The following is a 22183-nucleotide window of genomic DNA, read 5'->3' on the forward strand; positions in this document are numbered from 1 at the left end:
AAAGGATCCTTTCGAGAAAAAATAATTGTGCGTTTTAAAAATCAGTTAGGTAAGCGTTTATTGTTTGAACAATGTCCCGATTGCGTAAGTGACAATCATGGTTAATAAACCGGAGACGACGTTTCGAATAATGGCTTTGGAACGATTAGCTTTGCCAAGGGCAGCGGCGCTATAACCAGTAATAGCTAGGGCAATCATCACCGCGATGATAGTTGCGATAACGCTAATGCGATTAGGAAATAGGGTAATTGCTGCTAGTGGCAAAATAGAACCAATAGGAAATGAAATAAATGAAGCAATCGCAGCTGCATAAGGATTTGTGAAGGCGTTAGGTAAAAAGCCGTATTTTTCCCGGATAACAGTTGTTAGTGGGTCAGCCGTCATCATTTCTTGGGTGGCTTTAGTCGCTAATTCCGGAGCGATACCCGTTTTAATGTATTTTTGACGGACAAAGGCGCTTTGAGATTCATAATTACTTTTGAGATTGAGTTGTGTGTTGAAAATGGCCATTTCTTGAGCATCTTTTTGTGTGCTGACAGAGACGTATTCGCCCATCGCCATCGAGATGGTGCCGGCTAACATGCCGGCAATCCCTGAGATAAAGATGGCGAAGTGATCGCTAGTGGCACCGGCAACCCCAATAACAATACCAGCAACGGAAAGAATGCCGTCGTTGGCGCCCATCACACTGGCTCGCATGACGTTAATTTTTTGAGCAAGAGATAATTTTTTAGTCACAGTAAAGCCTCCAATAACCTTTATTACTTTATAATCATTATAAACTACGATTTGTAATACTTCAACCGATTACTTTTAAATTGCGCAAAATTGAAATATTTTTTAAATTAAAGCTTGCCTTATAGTCCACTAGAAGGTGTATTCTACAGTTACTGAAGTGAAGGAGTGACGATCATGAGCAAAATATTAGTATTGGGTGCGGCAGGCCAAGTCGCACAGCTCGTTATTCAAGATTTATTAGCAGCTAAGCAACACGAGTTAGTTTTATATCTGCGGAATGCTGAACGATTGGCAGCTTTAAAAACAAATCCGCATGTGACGATTATCGAAGGCGATGTTTTGGATCAAGCGCGATTAACGACAGCTTTGAAGGGGATCGATATCGTCTATGCTAATTTAGGTGGCGAATTTGAACCTTTAATGAAGACTGCCGTCAAAGCAATGACAGCGACCGGTGTTAAACGGTTGATTTATATCAGTGGGCTAGGTCTTTATCATGAAGTGCCGGGAGAATTTGGTGCGTGGAATGAACGTGCTGTGGGTCACGATGTCATGGAAGATACACGTAGAGCGGCAGCAATCGTTGAACAATCGCCATTAGACTACACGATTTTACGGTGTGCTTATATGACCGATGAACCGATTGTTGATTATGAATTAACGGAAAAAGGGACACCATTTAAAGGGACGATCATTTCACGACAGAGTATCGCCAAGGTGGTGGTAGACCTAATTGATCAACCAACCCTTGGTATTCGCGCAAGTTGGGGGATTAATCAGCCTAATACGGACGGTGATCGACCGGTTTATTAAAAGGAGGCGTCTATTTTGGCAGAAAAACATTATAAGATTGGTGAATTTGCAGCGCTAGTAGGATTATCAACGTATACGTTGCGCTATTACGAGGAACAAGGTTTAATCAAACCACAACGGGACGCAGCCGGTTTACGCTATTACACGTTAGAGGATGTTAAATGGGTCGGTTTTGTCCTCCATCTAAAAGGGACGGGGATGCGGATTACCGAATTACAGAACTATGTTGAACTACGGGCACAAGGAGATTCTACAATTGAGGCGCGCAAGGCGCTATTGCAGCAGGTTAAAGCACGCGCTGAAGCCGAAGTCGCTGAGCTACAAGCGAACTTGGTGATAATGGGCCGTAAAATAGACTGGTATGATGGCAAATTAGACCAGTCGATAGATCAATTAGAAAGCTTTGAAACCTATTTACAGAGATTCGAATCATAATAAAGTGAGGTTATTGAAATGGTTAAAAATGAACGATTAAAAACAGAACAATTATTTACAGTAGGGGAACCGAATGTGGCTTACCAAGATTTTTTTGTTGGGCAAAGCTATTTATCAATGTTGGTTAACGAACCAGATGTGAATGCTAATGTTGGCAATGTCACGTTTGAACCAGGTTGTCGCAATAACTGGCACATTCATCATGATGGTTATCAAATTTTGTTAGTCACTGGTGGTGAAGGCTGGTACCAAGAAGCCGGGAAAGCAGCACAACATTTGGTGCCGGGTGATGTGATTGTCACTAAAGACGGGATTAAACATTGGCATGGTGCCACTAAGGACAGTTGGTTTAGCCACATCGCAATCACAGCTGGAACACCTGAATGGCTAGAGGCTGTTTCTGATGCTGATTATGACGTATTAACAAATTAAAAGGAGGTTTTAAAATGGCAAAAAAACAAACGGCAGGTCGCGATTTATTAGGTGATTTTGCACCTAAGTTCGCTGAATTAAATGATGATGTTTTATTTGGACAAGTCTGGTCACGAGAAGCAGAACTACCAGCGCATCAACGGAGTTTAATTACAATTAGTGCATTAATTTCTGGTGGTAATTTCGAACAGTTACCAGCACATCTAAAAATTGGCAAGGAAAACGGCATTACCGAGGCAGAAATTGTCGAAGTTATCACGCATCTGGCCTTTTATGTGGGTTGGCCAAAAGCTTGGTCGGCAATGAACGCCGCTAAAACAATTTACCGGGCTTAAAAAGTATTTAAAAAGTGTCGTTCAAATTAAATTGAGCGACACTTTTTTTGAGCGAATTGATAAGGTGGACAACTATCTTTTTTTAATTGGACTAGTTCAGCGCTTGCATTGGCGTACTACCAAGCATTCTAAAAATTACGATTTGAGAGCTACCATATTTTGAATTAAATACAAGAGTTTAAATTTAAAAAGTCTGCGTGTACTATATATAGTGTTGTTAATTCTTCGAAGGCACCAAGATATAGAAAATGGTGTTGACGATCTGAATAAATAACTAATTTGATATAAAGAGGGTTTTTGATCAATGCAAGATAGTCGTGCAATCGCCAGTGTATTTAATCCAAAGTGGTATATCCAACAAATGAAGGGCTGGACAACAGCCAGTTATGGCTTATTAATGTTTGGTTTGGGTTTTATTTTAGCTGCCACAGTTTCAGGTGGACCAATTAACAGTGTTTCAATCTTAACGATGTTTGCGGGCATGTTAGGTTTTACATGTACGATTAGTATCACTAATACCAAACCCTTAAATGGTGTTTTTGGGATTATTTCTGCGTTAATCTACATTATTGTGGCTTACAACGCTAAAAACTATAATGATATGTTATTACAAACAGTCTACATTATTATGTTAGATATTCCGGTCTTATTGATGCCAGATTGGGCACAAAATGTCGATAAAAAAGTCCGTGGTCTTGCGAGTCGCGGTAAGGGTCTTCGTAACTGGGTACTGACGTTATTATTCTTCGCTGCTTCAGTAGGGTTGTTATATCTCTGGGAAAGTAATATGACAGATAGCCCACGGCCGTTGATTGATAGTGTTGCCGCTTCGGTTGGCTTTACTGGTGCGTTATTGACAACGTTACGTTTTAAAGAAAGTTACTACTTCTGGTTTATTCAAAGTATTGTTTCGATTACGTTATGGGGCATCACAGCGATGCAAGGCGGTTCTAACTGGGTACTCTTCTTCACCTACATCTTGTACTTATCAAACGATTTAGTATCATTCTTCGATAAGAATGTTGTTTGGTTCCATCCAAAAGAAACGATTGCTGAAAATTAAAGCATCAAAAAAGCATCCTAATATGTGTTAGGATGCTTTTTTATTTGAAAATATTAGAGTTCAACGCCATTTTCTGCGAATAATTCTGGCAACGTTTTAAGTGATTGGCCATCATATTCAGCGAAGAAATCAGTAACGCTGTATTCTTTGCCGGCAGGACGAGAAGCATCATAGCTTGCGCTAATTGATTCTGTAAGCTTGCCATCTTTGATGGTTAATTCTAATTCTTCAACAGGAATACTACGTTTGTCAGTAATCTTGGCATCGATTAAGAATGGGCGACCTGCTTTTGTGACTTCAAGAGCTTTGTCAAAAGCGGCAGGTAATTCTTTAGAAGAACGAACGGTGATTGATTCAACGCCCATTGCTTGGGCAATCATCGCGAAGTCTTGATCTTCGATAAAGATTCCTGAATAATCCATTGGTAAATCATCTTGTTCACTCTTAATGAAGTTTAATGAAGCATTAGAAGTGATGATATTGATGATTGGTAATCGGTATTTCTTTTCGGTGATTAAATCTTGCATCACCATTGAAAAGGCACCATCACCAGCAATATTGAAGACTTGACGATCTGGGTAGCTGAGTTGACCAGCTAAGGCACCAGGCACGCCTGACCCCATTGAAGCAAAGAGGGCTGAAATGACCCATTTATTCTTCGGTGTTAAGTGCAAGTGGCGGAAACTATTGATGATATTATCACCAACATCAATTGAAAAGACAGCATCTGGGTCAGCAATCCGATTGATTTCTTTATAGATTGGTTCAAATTCAAGTGGATCAGATGGCCGATTTGTTAAGGCATCAAGATAAGCTTGCCAGTTCTTCATATCAGCAACGGCAGCCTTGAAGAATGGACTTGGTGCAGCAGCTTGACTACGGGCAACCACTTTTTCAACAAAAGTAGTTGCATCTGACCAGATACCAAAATCTAAGAAATGGTGACGGCCAAATTGTGCTTCGTCATTATCGATTTGAACGAATTTAAAGTCGTGTGTCCGGTAAATTAAGTTAGCAAATGGGAAGTCGGCACCGATGGCAATCACAAGATCACTAACGGCCATGATTTCATCGGCAGCTTTTGAAGCAGCCCGGTTAGCCATGCCTAAGTTACCTTCATAACTATCAGGTACTAAGCCTTTTGCAAGACCAGTCATGACGATTGGAATTTGTAATTTCTTCGATAATTCAACGAGTTTGTCGCCGCCATCTTTAATCCCACGACCGACGTGGATCACAGGCCGTTTGGCATCTTTGACCATTGCTAAGAATTGGTCAACTTCTTCATCAGTAGCAACAGGACCGGCAACTTGTTTACGATCTGTTGGTGAGCTTGAGCTGTATGGTGTGTCTGGAATTTCAACGTAACCAAAGTTATTAGGAATAATAACAACTGCAACACCCTTGTGTTTGTATGCTTCACGAATAGCCTTATCAACAACATATGGTAGACTTTCTGGCGTCATAACGAGGCGGTTATAAACGGAAACGTCATCAAACATTGGATTTTCATTAAATTCTTGGAAGTAGTTGTAGTTCATATTTGTATTTGGAACTTGACCAACTAATGCTAAAACAGGGGCGTGATCTTCTTTAGCATCGTATAAGCCTGTCAAAAGATTTGTTGCACCAGGACCAGCAGAACCAAAAGCAACCCCAATTTTACCCGTTAATTTAGCATCAGCAGCGGCAGCAAGTGCACCAACTTGTTCATGACGTACTTGGATATATTTAAGTCGGTCTTGTTCAACCGTTAATGCACGCATTGTTGAATTAAATGAGCCACCAGGATAACCAAAAACATGGTCAACTCCCCAAGATTCAAGAACGCGAAGCATTGCAACGCTTGCTGGAATAGTTTTTTGCATTTCAGTATTTGTACCAGTCATAGTAAAAGAACTCCTTTAAGTGAATTAACGATTTAGGTTGCGCACAACCTTATGACATATAATTTAGCACACGTTGAAATCGATTACAAGCGTTTCGCTTCTTTTATCAACGGACTGAACTAATTACTGGTATTGTGACAAAATAAAATAACAAGTATCCCATATTCTGAACATGATTCAGAACTAGGAACGCTTGTTATTTTTTAGGCATTAAGATAATTAAGGAGTTTTTCAGTTGTTAGTTGTTGTTTTTCCACCGCATTAAAATCAGCAATTAATTGACCGGCTTTTAACACTAAAAGGCGGTTGCCATAACGCAAGGCATCTTCCAAATCATGAGTAATCATCAAACAGGTGAGTTGATTATCCTGAATGGTTTGATCTGTAAAAGCCATCAGTGCCTGGCTTGAAACGGCATCTAGGGCAGATGTATGTTCATCTAATAGTAGCAATTCAGGTTTTTGAATAGTTGCCATCAAGAAGTTAAGGGTTTGACGTTGTCCACCAGATAAGGCGCTGACCGGTCGGTTAAGCTGTTGCTCTAGATGATTGGGTAAGGTTTTGGCGAGAGCCTTAATTTGTGGTAATTGTTGTTTTAGACGACGGGGCAACAAACGACGCCGCTGACCACGCCGCATGGCTAATAGGATGTTTTCGGCGACGGTCATATCAGCGGCTGTCCCTAATTTAGGATCTTGATAAACACGACTAATTAAACGTGTCCGCTGTTGGGCAGATTGCTTGGTAATCTCTTGCCCATTAAAAATAATTTGGCCACTCGTCGGCGTTAAATCACCAGCAACAGTGTTGAAAAAAGTTGATTTACCAGCACCGTTGGCTCCTAGTAGCACAACGAATTCTCCGGGATTGATGTCAAGGCTTAACTGGTCGAGTAATTGTTTTTGGTCATTATCATCAGATATTTGATAACTTATTTGGTTTAAAGTCATACGAGGCGTCATTTTGTGGTCATTCCTTTCTTTTGTTGTGGTGCAATGATGAAGATGGCGAGGATAATTGCTGAGAACAGTTTGAAATCATTAGCATTAAAGCCAAGTTGGAGGACCAATAATAAGATTAAACGGTAGACGATACTCCCGAGGATGATGCTGATTAATTTAGAAATGAAGTGGTGACCGACTAATAGCCGCTCACCGATGATAATGGCGGATAGGCCAATGACCATTACGCCAATCCCCATATTGACGTCTGCAAAGCCGTTATATTGCGCAACCAAACCACCTGCTAAAGCGATGAGACCATTGGAAAGGACGATTCCGATTGTCTTAGTCCGTTTGACGGCGATACCTTGAGAAAGTGCCATTGTCGGATTATCACCAGCGGCAATGAGTGCTTGTCCAAATTCAGTGTAGAGTAATAAGGCAAGGGCCAACATCGCCACGACAATAATGATGAGGTTCAAAATTAGTAGCCGTTGATCGACAGTGAATTGTTGTAAAAAAGGCAATTGGTAGAGATTATGTTGATCACCGATTGCGAGGTTGGCTTGGCCTAAAATACGCAAGTTAACTGAATAAAGACCGGTTAGTGTCAAGATACCGGCTAAGAGGCTCTGAACGTGAAAATAATTGTATAAGATGGCAGTGACTAACCCGGCAAGACAACCGCCAACAAAGGCAACGAGTAGCGAAAGGGCGATATTGTGTTGTTGTAGCATGACGGCACTTAATGCCGCGCCTAGTGGGAAGCTACCTTCGACAGTCATATCAGGAAATTTTAAAATTCGGAAGGTAATGAAGACCCCTAAACTAAGTAAACTCCATAATAATCCTTGGTCGATGGTTGAAATAATGAGGCTCATTTGATAATCGCTCCTTTTTCTTTAGCGGTTTTGACAAGATTTTGAGGAATGGTGATGTGTAAGTCTTTGGCCTTTTTGAGATTTAAGACAAGGTGGCCTTTACGTAAATAGCGAATGGGTGTTGAAGCGGGTTTTGAACGACCGCTTAAAACGGCAGCGGCCATTTTGCCGGTTTCAACGCCCAAATCATATTGACTCAAGCCAACAGTGGCAAGCCCGCCGTCTTTAACCATCGTTTCAGCCGAAGGAAAGACCGGTGTTTTAGTTTTATCGGTGACGTGGACAAGTGTGCCCATCGCACTGGCAATTGTGTTATCGGTCGGTACGTAAATTGCGTCAACTTTAGGCGCTAGATTTTGGCTGACCTGTTCAAGATCGTTGACGGAACTAAGGCTGGCCTCAACGACTTGGAGACCTTTTTGTTCAGCGAGTTGTTTGAATAAATGCATTTGACTGGTTGCCGAATTATCACTGCTAGAATATAAGATCCCAACGGTTTTAAGCTGTGGCATGATGGCTTGCATTAAATCGAGTTGTTTTTGAATGGGCGCTTGGTCGGAAACGCCGGTGATATTGGCGCCGGGATGTTGGTTATTTTTAACGAGGTTTGCACTTGCCGGATCGGTGATGGCGCCTAGGATAATTGGCAGTTGTTTAGTGGCATTAGCAAGGCTTTGGGCGGCTGGTGTCGCAATGCCGATGGTGATCTTTGCCTTTTCGGTAACAAAACGGTTGCTCATTAGACGCAAGTTACTTTGATCGTTTTGTGCGTTTTGAAAATCAATTTTAATATTTTGATGATTATGATAGCCGGCACTCGCTAAACCTGCGACAATGCCGCGGTGGATTTCGTCAAGTGCGGGATGGGATAAGGGCTGTAAAATACCAACGGTTGGCAAATCAGGTTGGTGGGCTTCTTTAATTTTTTTGATACCTAGCAGTGTGAGTAAACTACCGAAAATTAAAATGAGTGGTAAAAAACGTTTTAGTTTAGACATTGACAAAAGCTCCTTTAACGTGCTTTTCAGCCCATACTTCTGCGGTTAGCTACGTCCCGCAAACGAACGATTACATCGTTCATTCACTGGACTAGGCTACTCCTCAAAGTATAACCAGGCTGAACGCACTTATTTCTCAAATAAAAAAAGTCCCCCACATAGTCATGTAGGGGACAGAAAAAGCCTACATGGATTTCCTCGAGTAAAATCCATGTAGGCTTAAAATTCAATCGATTACTGATGAATGGCCGCATGGATACAATCAAAAGACTGTATCCCACGACGGTATACAATCTCACTTAGCGGCTTTGCCAACGAATATTCAATTGTACTAAGTGAGTGTTTGTCATTTTCAGTAACCTCCGTTTTATTTGATGTTGAAAAGTATAGCGGCTTGCCAGAATGAAGTCAAGGCCTTTAAGAAAATAAATTCTGAAAAGAAACCGAAACTTGCGTGAAAAAGGGGGCAATCTGGCTTGCATTTTAGCCCTAAAAAAGCTAAAGTTATTAAGTATACTTGTGTTTTAAAAACAGGAGGAATAGACTACTATGGCACATATTTCATTTGATGCATCACGTTTGGACAAATTTGTTCAATCAAACGAACTTGCAGAAATGCAAGCAATGGTTAATGCTGCAGATTCACAATTACGTGAAGGAACTGGCGCAGGCAACGATTTTCGTGGCTTCTTAGATTTACCAGTTAATTACGACAAAGACGAATTTGCACGTATTAAAGAAGCTGCTGCTAAGATTAAGAGCGATTCAGAAATCTTCGTTGCAATTGGTATCGGTGGTTCATACCTCGGCGCTAAAGCTGCAATTGATTTCTTAAACAACACGTTCTACAACATGTTACCAGCAGAACAACGCGATTTCCCACAAGTTTTATTCGCTGGGAACTCAATTAGTTCAAGCTACTTATCAGACTTAGTTAACTTGATCGGTGACCGCGATTTCTCAATCAACGTTATCTCAAAATCAGGGACAACAACGGAACCTTCAATTGCTTTCCGTGTCTTAAAAGATAAGTTAATCAAGAAATATGGTAAAGAAGAAGCTAAAGGCCGGATCTACGCAACAACTGACCGCGCTAAAGGTGCTTTGAAGACTGAATCAGATGCAGAAGGCTATGCAGAATTTGTTGTGCCTGATGATATCGGTGGTCGTTTCTCAGTATTAACAGCTGTTGGTTTATTACCAATTGCCGTTGCTGGTGGCGATATTGATCAATTAATGAAGGGTGCCGCTGACGCACGCTTAGAATATACAGATACAGACGTTACTAAGAATGATGCATACAAATATGCTGCATTACGTAACATCTTATACCGTAAGGGTTACACAACTGAATTATTAGAAAATTACGAACCAACATTGCAATACTTCTCAGAATGGTGGAAGCAATTGATGGGCGAATCTGAAGGTAAAGACCAAAAAGGTATCTACCCTTCAAGCGCTAACTTCTCAACTGACTTACATTCATTAGGTCAATACATTCAAGAAGGTCGTCGTAACTTGATGGAAACTGTTGTTAACGTTGAAAAACCTAACAGCGACATTGACATCCCAGCCGACGAACAAAACTTAGATGGTTTAGGTTACTTAGAAGGCCACACAATGGACTTCGTTAACAAGAAAGCTTACCAAGGTGTTGTTTTAGCACATACTGATGGTGGCGTTCCTGTTATGACCGTTAATATTCCTGATCAAACAGCCTACACATTAGGTTACATGATCACATTCTTCGAATTAGCAGTTTCAATCTCAGGTTACTTAAATGGTATTAACCCATTCAACCAACCTGGTGTTGAAGCTTACAAGAAGAACATGTTTGCATTACTTGGCAAACCTGGCTTCGAAGAACTTGGCAAAGAATTAAATGAACGTCTATAATTTAAGACTGACATTTTAAAAAAGCGACTAAAATTTATTTTTAGTCGCTTTTTTGTTGCATAAAAAAAGCGTCAGGCCCAAATTAATTTTGACCCGCCGCTAGTTTACCTATATTATTCAAATGTCATTTCATTGACTGACTCTTCGAGGCCTTCTAAGACCTCATTTTGTTCGATGAAATCGACCCACGTTTGGTACTCATCGGCATGTTCACCCCGAATGTTAAAGGCCATCTTTTGTTGGATACTAGCAATAAATTCGGCAACCATCTTATCGACGGCGCGATCAATCTTAGCTTCATTCCAACGTTTAGCGGGTTGGCGTTTCATATTTTTTTCATTTTGATAATCGAGACTTTTATCGCGAAAGGTATCGAGGGCACGCGAGTTTGCTTCGAGATACTCTAATAAAGCTGCATTATTCATTGAATTCTCCTTGAAATGTATTTAATAGGCGGCTAACAACGATTTTAATTCCTGTTGTGCGGCCGTATCTTGTGAAACGGTAAATGGGGTGGGCGTGGTATTTCTACTACCGCTAAATGGTGCTAATGCAAAGCCATCTTCCGTGTTGGTAGTTTGACCGTTACCCGTTTTAAGTTCATAAACTACACCGTTATCGCCTAATAAATATTTACTAATTGGGCGGCTCATGTCCATATTGCTAGCATAGTTTCTGGCGTAGGAATCGTATAATTGTGAATCGATACCAGTTGTGCCATCTAACGCTGTATAAAAGATGCAACCACCAACTGCTTGAATGGGGTAGTGGCGACCATCACCTTCACCGTGTTGAACTAAAATTCGGCCATCCGGTGTTTCGGCGTACCAATCACCAGGATCGTCAGCACCATGGTCAAAGTACCAGTCACTAACAGCCATATTACCAACTTCAGCGCGTTGACCGGCCCAATTTAAGAAATCATGAGTAATCGCTGCTTTTTGACTATCGGTATAGGAATGGGTGGTTTCTTGAACCGCCTGACTAGTTGTTGATGAGGATGTTGTTGTTTTGGAGACTATTTTTGAGGAAGCCGTTTCGGATTGTGAAGCTGGTTGTTGAGATGAAGATGATGCTGAGTTAGTACTAGCTTGTTTTGCTTGGCAAGCTGTTAATAATAAGAGACTAGTGCCTAATAATAGTGTGAGTGTTTGGTGCTTAAACATGATAAATCCTCCCAATTAAACTTAATAGGTCATTGCTCGGTGCCCTTGATAACTCGCAATTTTCCAGAAAGTCTTAAACGTCATTGTTTTACGTTTACCCGTGTAAGGGTCGTTAAAAAAGAAATGATCTTGATCATAACCGATAATTAAAACTGAATGGGCAGGTTGGCCGTGGTAATTAATCCAAGCGACGATTGTTTTTTGTTGGTCAAGTGTCTTCTTCAGTGTTGAAACGGATGCGTCGGAAAGGTCGGTAAAACTACCTAGATATTGATCGAATAAATCGGCCCAAGCGGGTGGGTACATAGTGTAACCAGAATCATCAAATGGATTACCCCAAAAGCCGGATTCCATGTCGCCGGTGTCTGTGTAGGGAATCAATTCCGGGATAGCTGTTTTGGGTAAATCAACATCTTTGTATGACATCAGCATTGCGACGGCGGTAATTTCACAGCCGGTTGGTAATTCTGGAAACTGTGAAATTGGTTTGATATCTAATAGGACTTTTTTCGGTTTTTTAGTGATATCTTGTGCAGACTGGGCGTTTTGCGTTTTTAATAGTGGATTCCCTAATTGAGATTGGACAATGAACAAACCAATGCCGACGACCAATAGTAATCCTAGTAGTTTTAAGCGATGCTTTTTTTAAGTTTCAAAATAAGAGCTCCTTGCTATAGATGATAGTGGCTGGCGAGTAGTTCATAACCAGTTATCAGTAGACTAATGCAAATGATTTGCCACCACATTTGCGTAAAAAGTGCTAATAAGATGAGACCGCCGCCCATTAAAAGAACGGGTAAATCCCAAGTATGTTTGGTCCAGAGAATAAGGGCCGTACTAATAAGAATTTCCAAAATCACTAATAGAATTGCCAGCATAAAAAAGCCTCGCTTTCATTGTCGTAAAAGACTTCTTATATAGCAGTATACCATTTTGTGTGTAGGACAGCCATCAACGGACAAAAGTAAAGCGTCTAGTGTTAAACAAGATTCTGTTAAACACTAGACACTTATTATTTATTTAAAAAAGGCCATTAAAAGGCGGTTAATTTGATTAAACCAAGTTGTAGGATGGCTTAATGTTGTTAAGATTTGTTTTCGGTGTTTGTGCCATGCGGCCTTTAGATGCTGATCCGAAAGTTTAGTAATATCAAATGCCACGCATAACACTCCTTACTTGAAATATAGTTGTTAAGAGGGGATTTAGCCTTCATTATATAACAATTATTAACATTAGCAAGAGGGTGATAGGCAATCAATAACCAAAAAATGATTATTAATGATACGCAGAAGGCGAACGTCGTTAATAAAACCGTCTGATAATAATGCTTAGTGAATGCTAAATACGAATGAAATAGTATTTATAAAATACTTTAGCCATCAAAGCAATCTTTACCGAATTTTAAAGCCGCGTTCGCTTTTATTTAACTAATAAGACGTTAGTTGTGGAATGGATACTGATGAATTGCGCAACTGATCCAATGAGAAGGCGTTCAATAGCACCCTTACCACTAACACCCACAATGGTTAGATCGATATTAGCTTCTTGAGGAATCGTAACGGCTAATTCACGCCGTGGTGAGCCAACCTTGAAGATTGTTTGAACCTCTTCAACGCCTTGATCTTTGGCTTCTTGTGCTTTTTCTTCCAAATAGAGTTTCGTTGATTTGCGTTCAGCATCTAGAGAAGAAGCGGGGTATGTGATACTTGTGCTGACAGAGACTTCATCCGGAATAATCTGAGCAATAAAAAGTTTGGCATGATTACGTTTAGCCACTTCAATCGCCTGTTTAAGCGCCTTATCAGCTAATTCTGAACCGTCTAATCCAACTAAAATATTATGATATTCTAACATGATAAAAACCTCCTTTTCAATAACTTAAATATAACACAATAGATTAGCTTTTTCTGCTAATTTGATTTGGTGGTATTAAGTTGTGCTTGACCGATCGTTTACGTGATTATGGATATAAGGTATACTGAACTTGTGAATAATTTCTCCCGAAATTAAAAACTACTTATATAATTTAATTAAATAAAAAAGGCCTGAAGCTTGTCAACTTCAGGCCTTTTTTTGTGTTATTCAGCGTGCGTAATCGCAAGTTGCGTCATCTTATGTTTTTGATTGGTTGTTGTGATGATTGAGTAACGAATATTTTTAGTTGTTAGTTGTAATAGCTTGTTAGGTTGATTGAAAGACTGGTTGACTAGTTTTTTGATCTGTTCTTCCGGACTGCCGATACTTGTCGTAAAGGCAGTTAGGTAATTTTTAAACATTAGGTTATTCTTTGCATCTAGCGACTTAACAGAAATTCCTAAAATTTCACCGCTGCTAGCATTGATAGAAATGACGTTATGGTCATCAACTTGATCAGAGCGGATACCTTCAATTGATTTAGCATCGAAAACACCTAAATTCTTTTGATGAGCTAAAGGATTGTAACGTGCGATGAAAGTTGACCATTTTGTAATAGGTGTTGCAGCAGGACCTTGTAAGTATGTTGGATTATTAAGTTGTTCGTTATCAGCAAATGTGACGCGATATTCTTTAGCCTTGTAGGGAATATCAACTTCAAAAGTACCATCAGTTACTTTCACAGAATGAGTTTGATCACCAATTTGCCAGTAGACACGTTTTTTCTTAGTTTTCCCAGTGACGGTTGCATTGAACCCGCTCCCATTTTCGTGAAGCTTAACCGCTACGGGATTACCGCAGGCAGTTAGTAGTAAAAGAAGACTCATTAATAAACTCAGTAACTTTATTCGACGCATTTCTTCACCCTCCAAAATATAATGGGGTTAACCACAAATTCAAAAAATAAAATGCTCCCCAGCATTTTATTTTATCGGACAAAACTGTCGGTACTTAAATTTAAAAAATACTCAATTAAACGTATTAATCCTCAGTTGAACGAGCATTCTTTAGCTGATCGATCGCGCGGACGTGACGTTTATTGGTTTTGTAAATATCATCTGCATAATCTTGATACGTACTATTAGGACGAGTTGCTGCTAAGATAAAGGCATTTGTTTTATCTAAAACGTTCTTAGCATAGACCAGTTGTTCTTTATTATGACTCGTCTTGTAATCTTTCATGCTCTCATAATCGGTTTGCGCAATGGCGTAGTAATTATCAGCGTCATCAAGTTTACCTTTGGCAACTAGAAGCCGACCTTCACCAGCAATTGCACTTTCATTATCGGTATAAGTTGAATCACCGATTGTGACAGAACCATCCTTAATTAAGGTTTCCCAAGTGGCAGTGTATTTTTGAGCAACATATTCTGTTGAAGCAGTTGCTTGCTTGATGTGTTTTAAGAATTGACGTTCATGTTTATTGAAGTTTTTCTCGCGTTTTTCAAGTTTAACTTGTGCCTCATGAGCAGCCTTTTGTGTTAGATAGTATTGATAACCAACTGGTGCGGCTGCGACGAGCAAGCCAATTAATGCAATGATCAACGCGGCTTTAATGCTTTTTTTAAAGATAAGAAGGAACAAGAGTAGTAATAAGCCCAATCCGAAGATGGCTAAGCCGAAATAGAGAATAACGGCTAACATTAAGTTCATAAAGTGACCTCCAATTAGATAATCAGCGTTAACATGGTTAACCAATGAATATTATCCCATTTTACACAATTTAAGCAAGTTATTTTTAATAGAATTATGTGAAAAAGAGACGATTTTTTTCATAAAAGGGCTTTAATTATAAATCGTAATTGTTTTTCTGAAAATTATCACGTATCATGATATATATACTTATGTTAACATTAGGAGGAAATAGTAGTGGATGCTTCTTTGACAACCCGTTTGGCTGCCGAATTTATTGGAACTGCAATTATGATTATTTTTGGTAACGGGGCAGTAGCCAACGTTGAATTAAAAGGAACAAAAGGTTTTAGTAGTGATTGGTTTTTAATCGCTTTTGGATATGGTTGTGGGGTTATGATTCCCGCCGTTATGTTTGGTAGCATTTCTGGTAACCATCTTAATCCAGCTGTTACATTAAGTTTTGCAGTGATGGGCTTATTCCCATGGGAAAACGTATTACCATACATCATTGTTCAATTCTTAGGCGCAATGGTTGGCCAATTATTATTGGTTGCAGCTTACAAACCATATTACGATCGCACAACAAACCAAGAAGGTATCTTAGGATCATTCGTTACAATTGATGCTGCTCATAGCCGTATGAATGGTTTCGTAAACGAATTCCTTGGTACATTTATCTTAGTTTTCGGTGCTTTAGCAATCGGTGCTGGTAAGTTTGGCGCTGCCGGACATATCGTTGTTGGTTTATTGGTTATGACATTAGTGGCTTCATTAGGTGGCCCAACAGGTCCTGCCTTGAACCCAGCTCGTGATTTAGGCCCACGTTTGGTGCACATGTTGACACCACTTAAGAACAAAGGCGACTCACAATGGAGTTATGCTTGGGTACCAGTCGTTGCACCAATTATTGGCGCAATCTGTGGTGCAGGAATCTATCAAATTATTTTTGCATAATGATCAAAATAGTCCGCGAGGGCTATTTTTTTTGCACAAAAATACCCGGCTTAAACTCTAATTGGGGAAGAGAGTGAGCCGGGTATCTTATGAGTATCGAAATGATCTTACTTGGGGGAGTATTAATCATTCCTGCTAAAATATATCATAAATACCACTAAAATTAAAGTAAATTACGCATAAAACATAAAAAATGTATAAAAAATAATGATAAATGGTAAAATGAGTCAATGACAGCGATTGCAAACCCGCCTGATTAGCGATTAGTTATTTAGTGAAACTTAAAACAAGGCATGCTACAATAAAGTTATAACAAATGATGCCGATTACATTTTAAAGGAGAAGAGTCAATGATCAAATTTCCAGAATATTTTATGTGGGGCGCAGCCACGTCAGCACCCCAATCAGAAGGCTATGCGCTTAATTATGGTAAGTCGGCCTCAACATGGGACAAATGGTTTGAAATGCACCCTGAGAAGTTTAATGGCGACCAGGGCCCTGATTCAGCCAGTGACACTTACCGATTGTACAAGGAAGACGTTCAAAATATGCAAAAGATTGGTTTGAATTCATTCAGGACCTCAATTGCTTGGACCCGCCTAATGCCAGACGGGGAACATGTTAATCCGGAAGCGGTCGCGTTTTACCGAGATTATTTTAAACGTTTGAAGGCTGCTAATATTACACCAATCATCAATTTATTCCATTTTGACATGCCTTGGTGGTTAATGGAAAAGGGCGGATGGGAAAACCGAGAATCAGTAACGGCCTTTGCGCGATATGCCAAAACGGCATTTGAATTATTTGGTGATTTGGTGGACCGTTGGACGACTTTTAATGAACCAATCGTTCATATTGAATGTGGTTATTTAACGGGTTACCATTATCCAGACATCATTGATTTCAAGAAGGCAGTTCAAGTAGGCTACCATACTTTGTTGGCGCACGCTGCGGCGGTTGCTGAATTTAGAAAAGTAAAACCAGACGGTCAAATTGGAATTATTCTCAATATTACACCAGCTTATGCGAAGAGTGATGCGCCAGCAGACTTGGCAGCTAAAGAAAAAGCGGATTTACTTTTGGCTAAGAGTTTCTTAGAACCAACAGTTTTAGGCCAGGTGCCACCTGCTTTGATAACGTTGTTGGCGGAACACCAATTGACGCCTGTTACTGAAGTCGGTGACCGAGATTTATTAGCGGCTAACCGTGTTGATTTCATTGGTGTTAATTATTACCAACCATTGCGAGTACAGGCACCAACCAATCCACACTTCCCGGCGTTGACGACCGATGACCTCTATGAGAATTACGTCTGGCCAGAACGGCGAATTAATCCATATCGTGGCTGGGAAATCTATCCAGAAGCCTTGTATGATGTTGCGATGATGATGAAGAACGACTATCAGAATATTCCATGGTATGTTTCTGAAAACGGCATGGGTGTCGCAGATGAAGAACGGTTTATGGCTGCAGACGGTGAGATTCAAGATGACTATCGGATTGAATTTATGCAGGAACATTTACGCCAATTACACAAAGCGATTGCAGATGGTAGTAGTTGCTTTGGCTACCATACTTGGACGTTTAATGATTGTTGGTCTTGGTTAAACGGGTTTAGAAATCGCTATGGTTTCTTCCGGGTTGATCTGGAGCATAATGCACAACGGACTATGAAGAAAAGTGGTCATTGGTATCGTCAATTAACGGAAAATAATGGGTTCTAATTAAAAAAATGTCTCGCTAGACCAAGAATAGTTTAGCGAGACATTTTTTAATTAATAAATTTTAGTTGCAACGTATTTAGTTTGAAGCGCGTTAAAGTCGTAAGTTGCTAGATTAGTAAGATCTGCATCGCCGTTGAAGACAGCTGTCGCACTACCGGATAACATTAAGTTAATCGGTAAATCATCTTTATAACGTGCTAAAACAACGGGTTTGTTATGGGCAAAAGCATAACCGCATTCCCACATCGTTCCTGAGTCGGGTTCAAATTGACCTGATTCTGTTTGATAGTCTAATACTGCTACAACGAGATCAGCTTGATCAATTTGGCGAATATCAAATCCGAAAGTAGCGGTTTGCCATTCAAAACTACCAAATTCAGCTTCTGAATAGCTATGTTGATTGGGGCGGAAAATACTTTCGGTCTCAACTGTTGGATTTTGCGCTAGGAGGGCCGCAACCTTGTCGAGTCTTTCGATTTGTTCAGGACTAAAAAAAGGACCTGCGAGATAGATTTTTTTGTTGGTAGACATAAGAGCCGCCTTTCTGGATAATGTTCGTGTTTTAGATAAGCAGTTAAGCTTAAAAGAGTGAACTACTTCATTATAGACGGTAAATAAAAAACATTCAATCAAAAAAAGGTTGCTTCAGCAACCTTTTTTGATTTAACGCTGTTTAAGAAAAATGGCTAGCGCAATTAAAATTACCGCAACAACGACAAACAGATAAATAGAAGATGTCCCAACTGCTTTTTTACGTTCCTTAGCAAGGGGGCGATTAGCTAGCTTTTTATACTGTTTCTTAGCGATTTCGAGTTTCTTTTGATCTTTATCTTTCATATTAATGTACCTCTTTTATTTCAGTGTATCTATTATAGCATGAAACACCATCTTTAATAAAGTTGGAGACTAACAACTAGAAATTATAGATATAACTAGACATTCCGCCTAGAACAAGCTACGATAATGCTAATATCTAAGTAAAGGAAGTAAGAAGATGAAATTGGCAACAGAAAAGAAAACAACCCGGCAAAAATTGTCAATCGCTGGCATGTTAATTACGATGGGCGTTGTCTATGGCGATATTGGGACATCACCATTGTACGTGATGAAGTCCATTGTCGAGGGCAATGGCGGTATTCGTAATATTAGTCAGGATTTTGTGGTGGGGAGCATCTCACTTGTTTTCTGGACATTGATGTTAATGACAACGGTTAAATATGTATTAATCGCGCTGCGCGCCGATAACAACGGTGAAGGTGGTATTTTTGCATTGTATACGTTAATCCGTAAACAAGCTAAGTGGCTCGTGATACCAGCGATTATTGGCGGGGCGACGTTATTAGCTGACGGGATGTTGACGCCAGCTGTGACGGTCACAACTGCGATTGAAGGACTGAAGGGATTGCCGATTAATGGCAATGTTTTGGTTTCCAACCAACGTGAAGTGATTATTTTAACTGTCACAATTTTATCAGTACTCTTTTTTATTCAGAAGTTCGGAACCGATTTGATTGGTAAATCATTCGGGCCAATTATGTTGATTTGGTTTACATTTATTGGTGCGATTGGCGTTATGAATTTAATGGGGGATTTAACAATGCTTAAAGCATTGAATCCTTACTACGCAATTCATCTCCTATTTAGTCCTGAAAATAAGGTTGGGATTCTAATATTAGGTAGTGTCTTCTTGGCAACCACTGGTGCCGAAGCGCTCTATTCTGACATGGGTCACGTTGGCCGGCATAATATCTATGGTAGCTGGCCTTATATTGCCGCTTGTTTGGTCCTTAATTATTTTGGACAGGGTGTTTGGTTATTACAGCACAAAGAAGTTGCCGCTTATCAGAATATGACAGATTTCAACCCATTCTTTGAAGCGATGCCGGCACAATTGAAAATTCCAGCGATTCTTTTAGCGACAGTGGCCGCAATTATTGCGTCACAAGCTCTAATTTCAGGGTCATATACGTTAGTTTCTGAAGCGATTAAGTTACGGTTATTGCCACGGATTAAAGTTGATTATCCCGCTAAATTAAAAGGGCAACTCTATATTTCAATTGTGAACTGGATCTTATGGGCAGTTTGTTTAGCGGTTGTTTTCTATTTTAAGAACTCAGCTCATATGGAAGCAGCCTACGGTTTAGCAATTACGATTACAATGTTAATGACGACGATTCTCTTGTTCCATTATTTGGGACGGCGCGAGAAGCGGTGGCTCTTGGCTTATGTCGTATTACTATTCTTTGGCGCAATTGAAACGATCTTCTTTATCGCAAGTGCCGCTAAATTTATGCATGGTGGTTATGTGACAGTTTTAATCGCCTTTGTCATTTTATTCATCATGTTTGTTTGGTATCGAAGTAATTCGATTAAGGAAAGTAATACCTTTAAATCAAGTACAGTGTCACTATTAGCGTATAAACGCCAACTACATGACCTACGGAATGAAACGTCATTACCATTGTATACAACAAACTTAGTTTATCTTTCAAAACCTCAGGCAGAACCCCGGGGCAAGAATATGGTGAAAAAGAATATCCTCTATTCAATATTGGATAAACGGCCTAAGCGTGCTCAGGTTTATTGGTTTGTTGCTGTGAATGTGACGGATGAGCCTTACACTGCAGAGTACACGGTTGATACATTAGGTACGGATTACATTGTCAGTGTCCAATTGTATTTAGGCTTTAAGATGGAACAAAAAGTAAATATCTTTATTCGCCAAATCATCCATGAAATGATTCATAATGGTGAATTACCAGCACAACCACAACATTACACGACAATTCCTAATCGAGAAGTTGGTGACTTCTCGTTTGTGATCATTCAAGAGGACTTATCACCTGAAACACAAATTAGAGCAATGGACAAAGTCATTGTTCAAATTCGTTTATGGTTAGAGAAGTTTACAGATACACCAGCATCTTGGTTTGGATTAGAATATAGTGATGTCTTTGTCGAACGAATTCCGTTAGTTTTAGGACGCCAAAAAGCAATTAATAAGTACCATTTGAAGCGTCGACAAGAAGAATCTTAAAAAAACAAGCAAAAAAACGACTTTTTAAGTCGTTTTTTGTTGGATAAGAATCCTATATTACCAGTCATCGTAAGGGGCAATATTACAGATTAGGTCGTTAATCGGTTGTTTTGTTACAAGATTGTCATCAATTGTTACTTGTTTGATACTTACAAATGATTTTTAGATGGTATATTAATGTCACGTTATTAATACGACATTAAATAAACTTTTGAAACAACAAGGAGATAAACACACAATATGAAATCACTTAAAACACTTTTATTCAGCGCTACATTATCAACTGCCGCAACTGCAGGTCTTTTATTCGCAAGTAACGGCCATGCCGATGCAGCTACGAACTACACGGTTGTCAGCGGTGATACATTATCATCAATCTCACAAAAATTTGCTGGTAACGGCAGCTTGATCGAAAAAATCGCTAACGCTAATAAAATTGCTAACAAGAACTTAATCTATGTTGGCGAAACATTAACAATCGACGAAGAAACACAAACTGTTACGGTAGCACCTGCTACAACACAAGCAGCTACAACAACACCAGTGGCAACGCAACAAACAACACAAGCGACAACAACACCTGTTGCTACACAACAACCTGTTCAAAAAGCAGCAACACAAACACAACCCGTTCAACAACAAACAACAACAACGCCAGTTGTTAAACAACAACAAACAACAACTACTACGACAACTACAAACACAACAACTAACTCAGCTAAAGAATGGATTGCCAACAAAGAATCAGGTGGTTCATACTCAGCAAGTAACGGTCAATTCGTTGGTCGTTACCAATTATCAAGCTCATACTTAAATGGTGACTACTCAGCAAGTAACCAAGAACGTGTTGCAGACCAATATGTAACAAGCCGTTATGGTTCATGGGAAGGCGCAAAGAGCTTCTGGTTAGCAAACGGTTGGTATTAAGATAAAATAGTTTAAACTAAAAAGCAGTGGCTAATGCCACTGCTTTTTTTATGGTTAAAATTAAATTAAACTTGACTAATACGAATGTACGTTCGTATAATGTAACGAGAGAACAGATGATTGAGGTGATCTTGATGCAAACAAGTCGAGTCATAATTGATTTGCAACAACAGAATTTAAGTTTATATTTAAATGGTTTTGGCGTCTTAGAGTTGCGACAACAAGCAGGCCAATCAAGCGATTTACGAGATGCCATGAACTATTACTACAATCGTAGTAAATTTCCGCAATTTATTGGACAACATTTACCACAAGTCACTTTAATTGAAATAAATCGCTGGCAAAGTCAATTAGACCAGCAAGTGCAACAGATCCAAACTTTAACCAAGGGCATTGTATAAGTGA

Annotated in this window: 26 protein-coding genes; 11 read left to right on the top strand and 15 right to left on the bottom strand. The window is 39.7% G+C overall.

Features of this window, described 5'->3' with window-relative positions; translation table 11 throughout:
• Positions 1-57 precede the first annotated feature (57 nt).
• Positions 58-738, bottom strand: a complete 681-nt coding sequence (locus LEUCM_RS06220; RefSeq protein WP_011374892.1) for a VIT1/CCC1 transporter family protein — start codon at positions 736-738, stop codon at positions 58-60.
• A gap of 174 nt (positions 739-912) precedes the next feature.
• Between LEUCM_RS06220 and LEUCM_RS06225 the strand changes: the two genes are divergently transcribed.
• The 5 genes from LEUCM_RS06225 to pnuC all read left to right on the top strand — a co-directional run bounded on the left by LEUCM_RS06225 (position 913) and on the right by pnuC (position 3816).
• Positions 913-1551, top strand: a complete 639-nt coding sequence (locus LEUCM_RS06225) for an NAD(P)H-binding protein (RefSeq protein ID WP_025016362.1) — start codon at positions 913-915, stop codon at positions 1549-1551.
• Between the two features lie 15 nt (positions 1552-1566).
• Positions 1567-1986, top strand: coding sequence for a MerR family transcriptional regulator (locus LEUCM_RS06230; protein WP_016265302.1), 420 nt, complete (start codon positions 1567-1569; stop codon positions 1984-1986).
• A gap of 18 nt (positions 1987-2004) precedes the next feature.
• Entirely contained in the window at positions 2005-2418 is a 414-nt protein-coding gene (locus tag LEUCM_RS06235; RefSeq protein ID WP_011374889.1) for a cupin domain-containing protein, read from the top strand.
• A gap of 14 nt (positions 2419-2432) precedes the next feature.
• Positions 2433-2753: a carboxymuconolactone decarboxylase family protein gene (locus LEUCM_RS06240; RefSeq protein WP_016265301.1), complete on the top strand. Its 321-nt coding sequence runs from the start codon at positions 2433-2435 to the stop codon at positions 2751-2753.
• 304 nt (positions 2754-3057) lie between these two features.
• Positions 3058-3816, top strand: coding sequence for a nicotinamide riboside transporter PnuC (gene pnuC, locus LEUCM_RS06245; RefSeq protein ID WP_016265300.1), 759 nt, complete (start codon positions 3058-3060; stop codon positions 3814-3816).
• Between the two features lie 53 nt (positions 3817-3869).
• On the opposite strand, the gene spxB is transcribed toward pnuC, so the two are convergent.
• The 4 genes from spxB to trpX all read right to left on the bottom strand — a co-directional run bounded on the left by spxB (position 3870) and on the right by trpX (position 8525).
• Positions 3870-5705, bottom strand: a complete 1836-nt coding sequence (gene spxB / locus LEUCM_RS06250) for a pyruvate oxidase (RefSeq protein ID WP_025016363.1) — start codon at positions 5703-5705, stop codon at positions 3870-3872.
• A 203-nt stretch (positions 5706-5908) separates the two neighbouring features.
• Positions 5909-6667, bottom strand: a complete 759-nt coding sequence (locus tag LEUCM_RS06255) for an ABC transporter ATP-binding protein (protein ID WP_025016364.1) — start codon at positions 6665-6667, stop codon at positions 5909-5911.
• Positions 6664-7527: an ABC transporter permease gene (locus LEUCM_RS06260; RefSeq protein WP_011374884.1), complete on the bottom strand. Its 864-nt coding sequence runs from the start codon at positions 7525-7527 to the stop codon at positions 6664-6666. Before LEUCM_RS06260 ends, LEUCM_RS06255 begins: the two co-directional genes overlap by 4 nt.
• Positions 7524-8525 (bottom strand): tryptophan ABC transporter substrate-binding protein, encoded by a 1002-nt coding sequence (gene trpX / locus LEUCM_RS06265; RefSeq protein WP_016265297.1) that lies wholly within the window; start codon positions 8523-8525, stop codon positions 7524-7526. Before trpX ends, LEUCM_RS06260 begins: the two co-directional genes overlap by 4 nt.
• 549 nt (positions 8526-9074) lie before the next feature.
• Between trpX and LEUCM_RS06270 the strand changes: the two genes are divergently transcribed.
• Positions 9075-10421 (top strand): glucose-6-phosphate isomerase, encoded by a 1347-nt coding sequence (locus LEUCM_RS06270; RefSeq protein WP_016265296.1) that lies wholly within the window; start codon positions 9075-9077, stop codon positions 10419-10421.
• A 113-nt stretch (positions 10422-10534) separates the two neighbouring features.
• On the opposite strand, the gene LEUCM_RS06275 is transcribed toward LEUCM_RS06270, so the two are convergent.
• From LEUCM_RS06275 to LEUCM_RS06305, 8 genes are all read right to left on the bottom strand, one after another.
• Positions 10535-10846 (bottom strand): hypothetical protein, encoded by a 312-nt coding sequence (locus tag LEUCM_RS06275; RefSeq protein WP_016265295.1) that lies wholly within the window; start codon positions 10844-10846, stop codon positions 10535-10537.
• A 21-nt stretch (positions 10847-10867) separates the two neighbouring features.
• Positions 10868-11587 carry a hypothetical protein gene (locus LEUCM_RS06280; protein WP_016265294.1) on the bottom strand — a complete coding sequence of 240 codons (720 nt, stop codon included), beginning with the start codon at positions 11585-11587 and terminating at the stop codon, positions 10868-10870.
• A gap of 21 nt (positions 11588-11608) precedes the next feature.
• A complete protein-coding gene (locus LEUCM_RS06285; protein ID WP_035148743.1) occupies positions 11609-12199 on the bottom strand; it encodes a C39 family peptidase in 591 nt (196 codons plus the stop codon).
• Positions 12200-12258: 59 nt separating this feature from the next.
• Positions 12259-12465, bottom strand: coding sequence for a hypothetical protein (locus tag LEUCM_RS06290; RefSeq protein ID WP_016265292.1), 207 nt, complete (start codon positions 12463-12465; stop codon positions 12259-12261).
• A 138-nt stretch (positions 12466-12603) separates the two neighbouring features.
• Positions 12604-12747, bottom strand: a complete 144-nt coding sequence (locus tag LEUCM_RS09905; RefSeq protein WP_016265291.1) for a hypothetical protein — start codon at positions 12745-12747, stop codon at positions 12604-12606.
• A gap of 259 nt (positions 12748-13006) precedes the next feature.
• A complete protein-coding gene (locus tag LEUCM_RS06295; protein ID WP_016265290.1) occupies positions 13007-13441 on the bottom strand; it encodes a universal stress protein in 435 nt (144 codons plus the stop codon).
• A gap of 224 nt (positions 13442-13665) precedes the next feature.
• Positions 13666-14358 (bottom strand): hypothetical protein, encoded by a 693-nt coding sequence (locus LEUCM_RS06300; RefSeq protein WP_016265289.1) that lies wholly within the window; start codon positions 14356-14358, stop codon positions 13666-13668.
• Positions 14359-14482: 124 nt separating this feature from the next.
• The gene (locus LEUCM_RS06305) at positions 14483-15154 is read right to left on the bottom strand and encodes a hypothetical protein (protein WP_016265288.1); all 672 of its coding nucleotides are present in this window, start codon (positions 15152-15154) and stop codon (positions 14483-14485) included.
• Positions 15155-15370: 216 nt separating this feature from the next.
• Between LEUCM_RS06305 and LEUCM_RS06310 the strand changes: the two genes are divergently transcribed.
• Both LEUCM_RS06310 and LEUCM_RS06315 read left to right on the top strand, forming a co-directional pair.
• On the top strand, positions 15371-16090 hold the full coding sequence (locus LEUCM_RS06310) for an MIP/aquaporin family protein (RefSeq protein ID WP_016265287.1): 720 nt from the start codon (positions 15371-15373) through the stop codon (positions 16088-16090).
• Between the two features lie 350 nt (positions 16091-16440).
• Entirely contained in the window at positions 16441-17814 is a 1374-nt protein-coding gene (locus tag LEUCM_RS06315; RefSeq protein ID WP_025016367.1) for a glycoside hydrolase family 1 protein, read from the top strand.
• A gap of 51 nt (positions 17815-17865) precedes the next feature.
• Here the strand turns inward: LEUCM_RS06315 and LEUCM_RS06320 are convergent, their stop codons facing one another.
• Positions 17866-18345: a nucleoside 2-deoxyribosyltransferase gene (locus tag LEUCM_RS06320; protein WP_011374866.1), complete on the bottom strand. Its 480-nt coding sequence runs from the start codon at positions 18343-18345 to the stop codon at positions 17866-17868.
• A 132-nt stretch (positions 18346-18477) separates the two neighbouring features.
• On the bottom strand, positions 18478-18651 hold the full coding sequence (locus LEUCM_RS09910) for a hypothetical protein (RefSeq protein ID WP_011374865.1): 174 nt from the start codon (positions 18649-18651) through the stop codon (positions 18478-18480).
• 157 nt (positions 18652-18808) lie between these two features.
• On the opposite strand from LEUCM_RS09910, the gene LEUCM_RS06325 reads away from it, so the two are divergent.
• The 3 genes from LEUCM_RS06325 (at position 18809) to LEUCM_RS06335 (ending at position 22179) form a co-directional block, all read left to right on the top strand.
• Positions 18809-20851 carry a KUP/HAK/KT family potassium transporter gene (locus LEUCM_RS06325; RefSeq protein WP_016265285.1) on the top strand — a complete coding sequence of 681 codons (2043 nt, stop codon included), beginning with the start codon at positions 18809-18811 and terminating at the stop codon, positions 20849-20851.
• A gap of 240 nt (positions 20852-21091) precedes the next feature.
• A complete protein-coding gene (gene apf, locus LEUCM_RS06330; RefSeq protein WP_096695396.1) occupies positions 21092-21778 on the top strand; it encodes an aggregation-promoting factor in 687 nt (228 codons plus the stop codon).
• Positions 21779-21912: 134 nt separating this feature from the next.
• Positions 21913-22179: a hypothetical protein gene (locus LEUCM_RS06335; RefSeq protein WP_025016524.1), complete on the top strand. Its 267-nt coding sequence runs from the start codon at positions 21913-21915 to the stop codon at positions 22177-22179.
• The last annotated feature ends 4 nt before the right edge of the window (positions 22180-22183 follow it).

The organism is Latilactobacillus sakei subsp. sakei DSM 20017 = JCM 1157 (assembly GCF_002370355.1).
GTDB lineage: Bacteria > Bacillota > Bacilli > Lactobacillales > Lactobacillaceae > Latilactobacillus > Latilactobacillus sakei.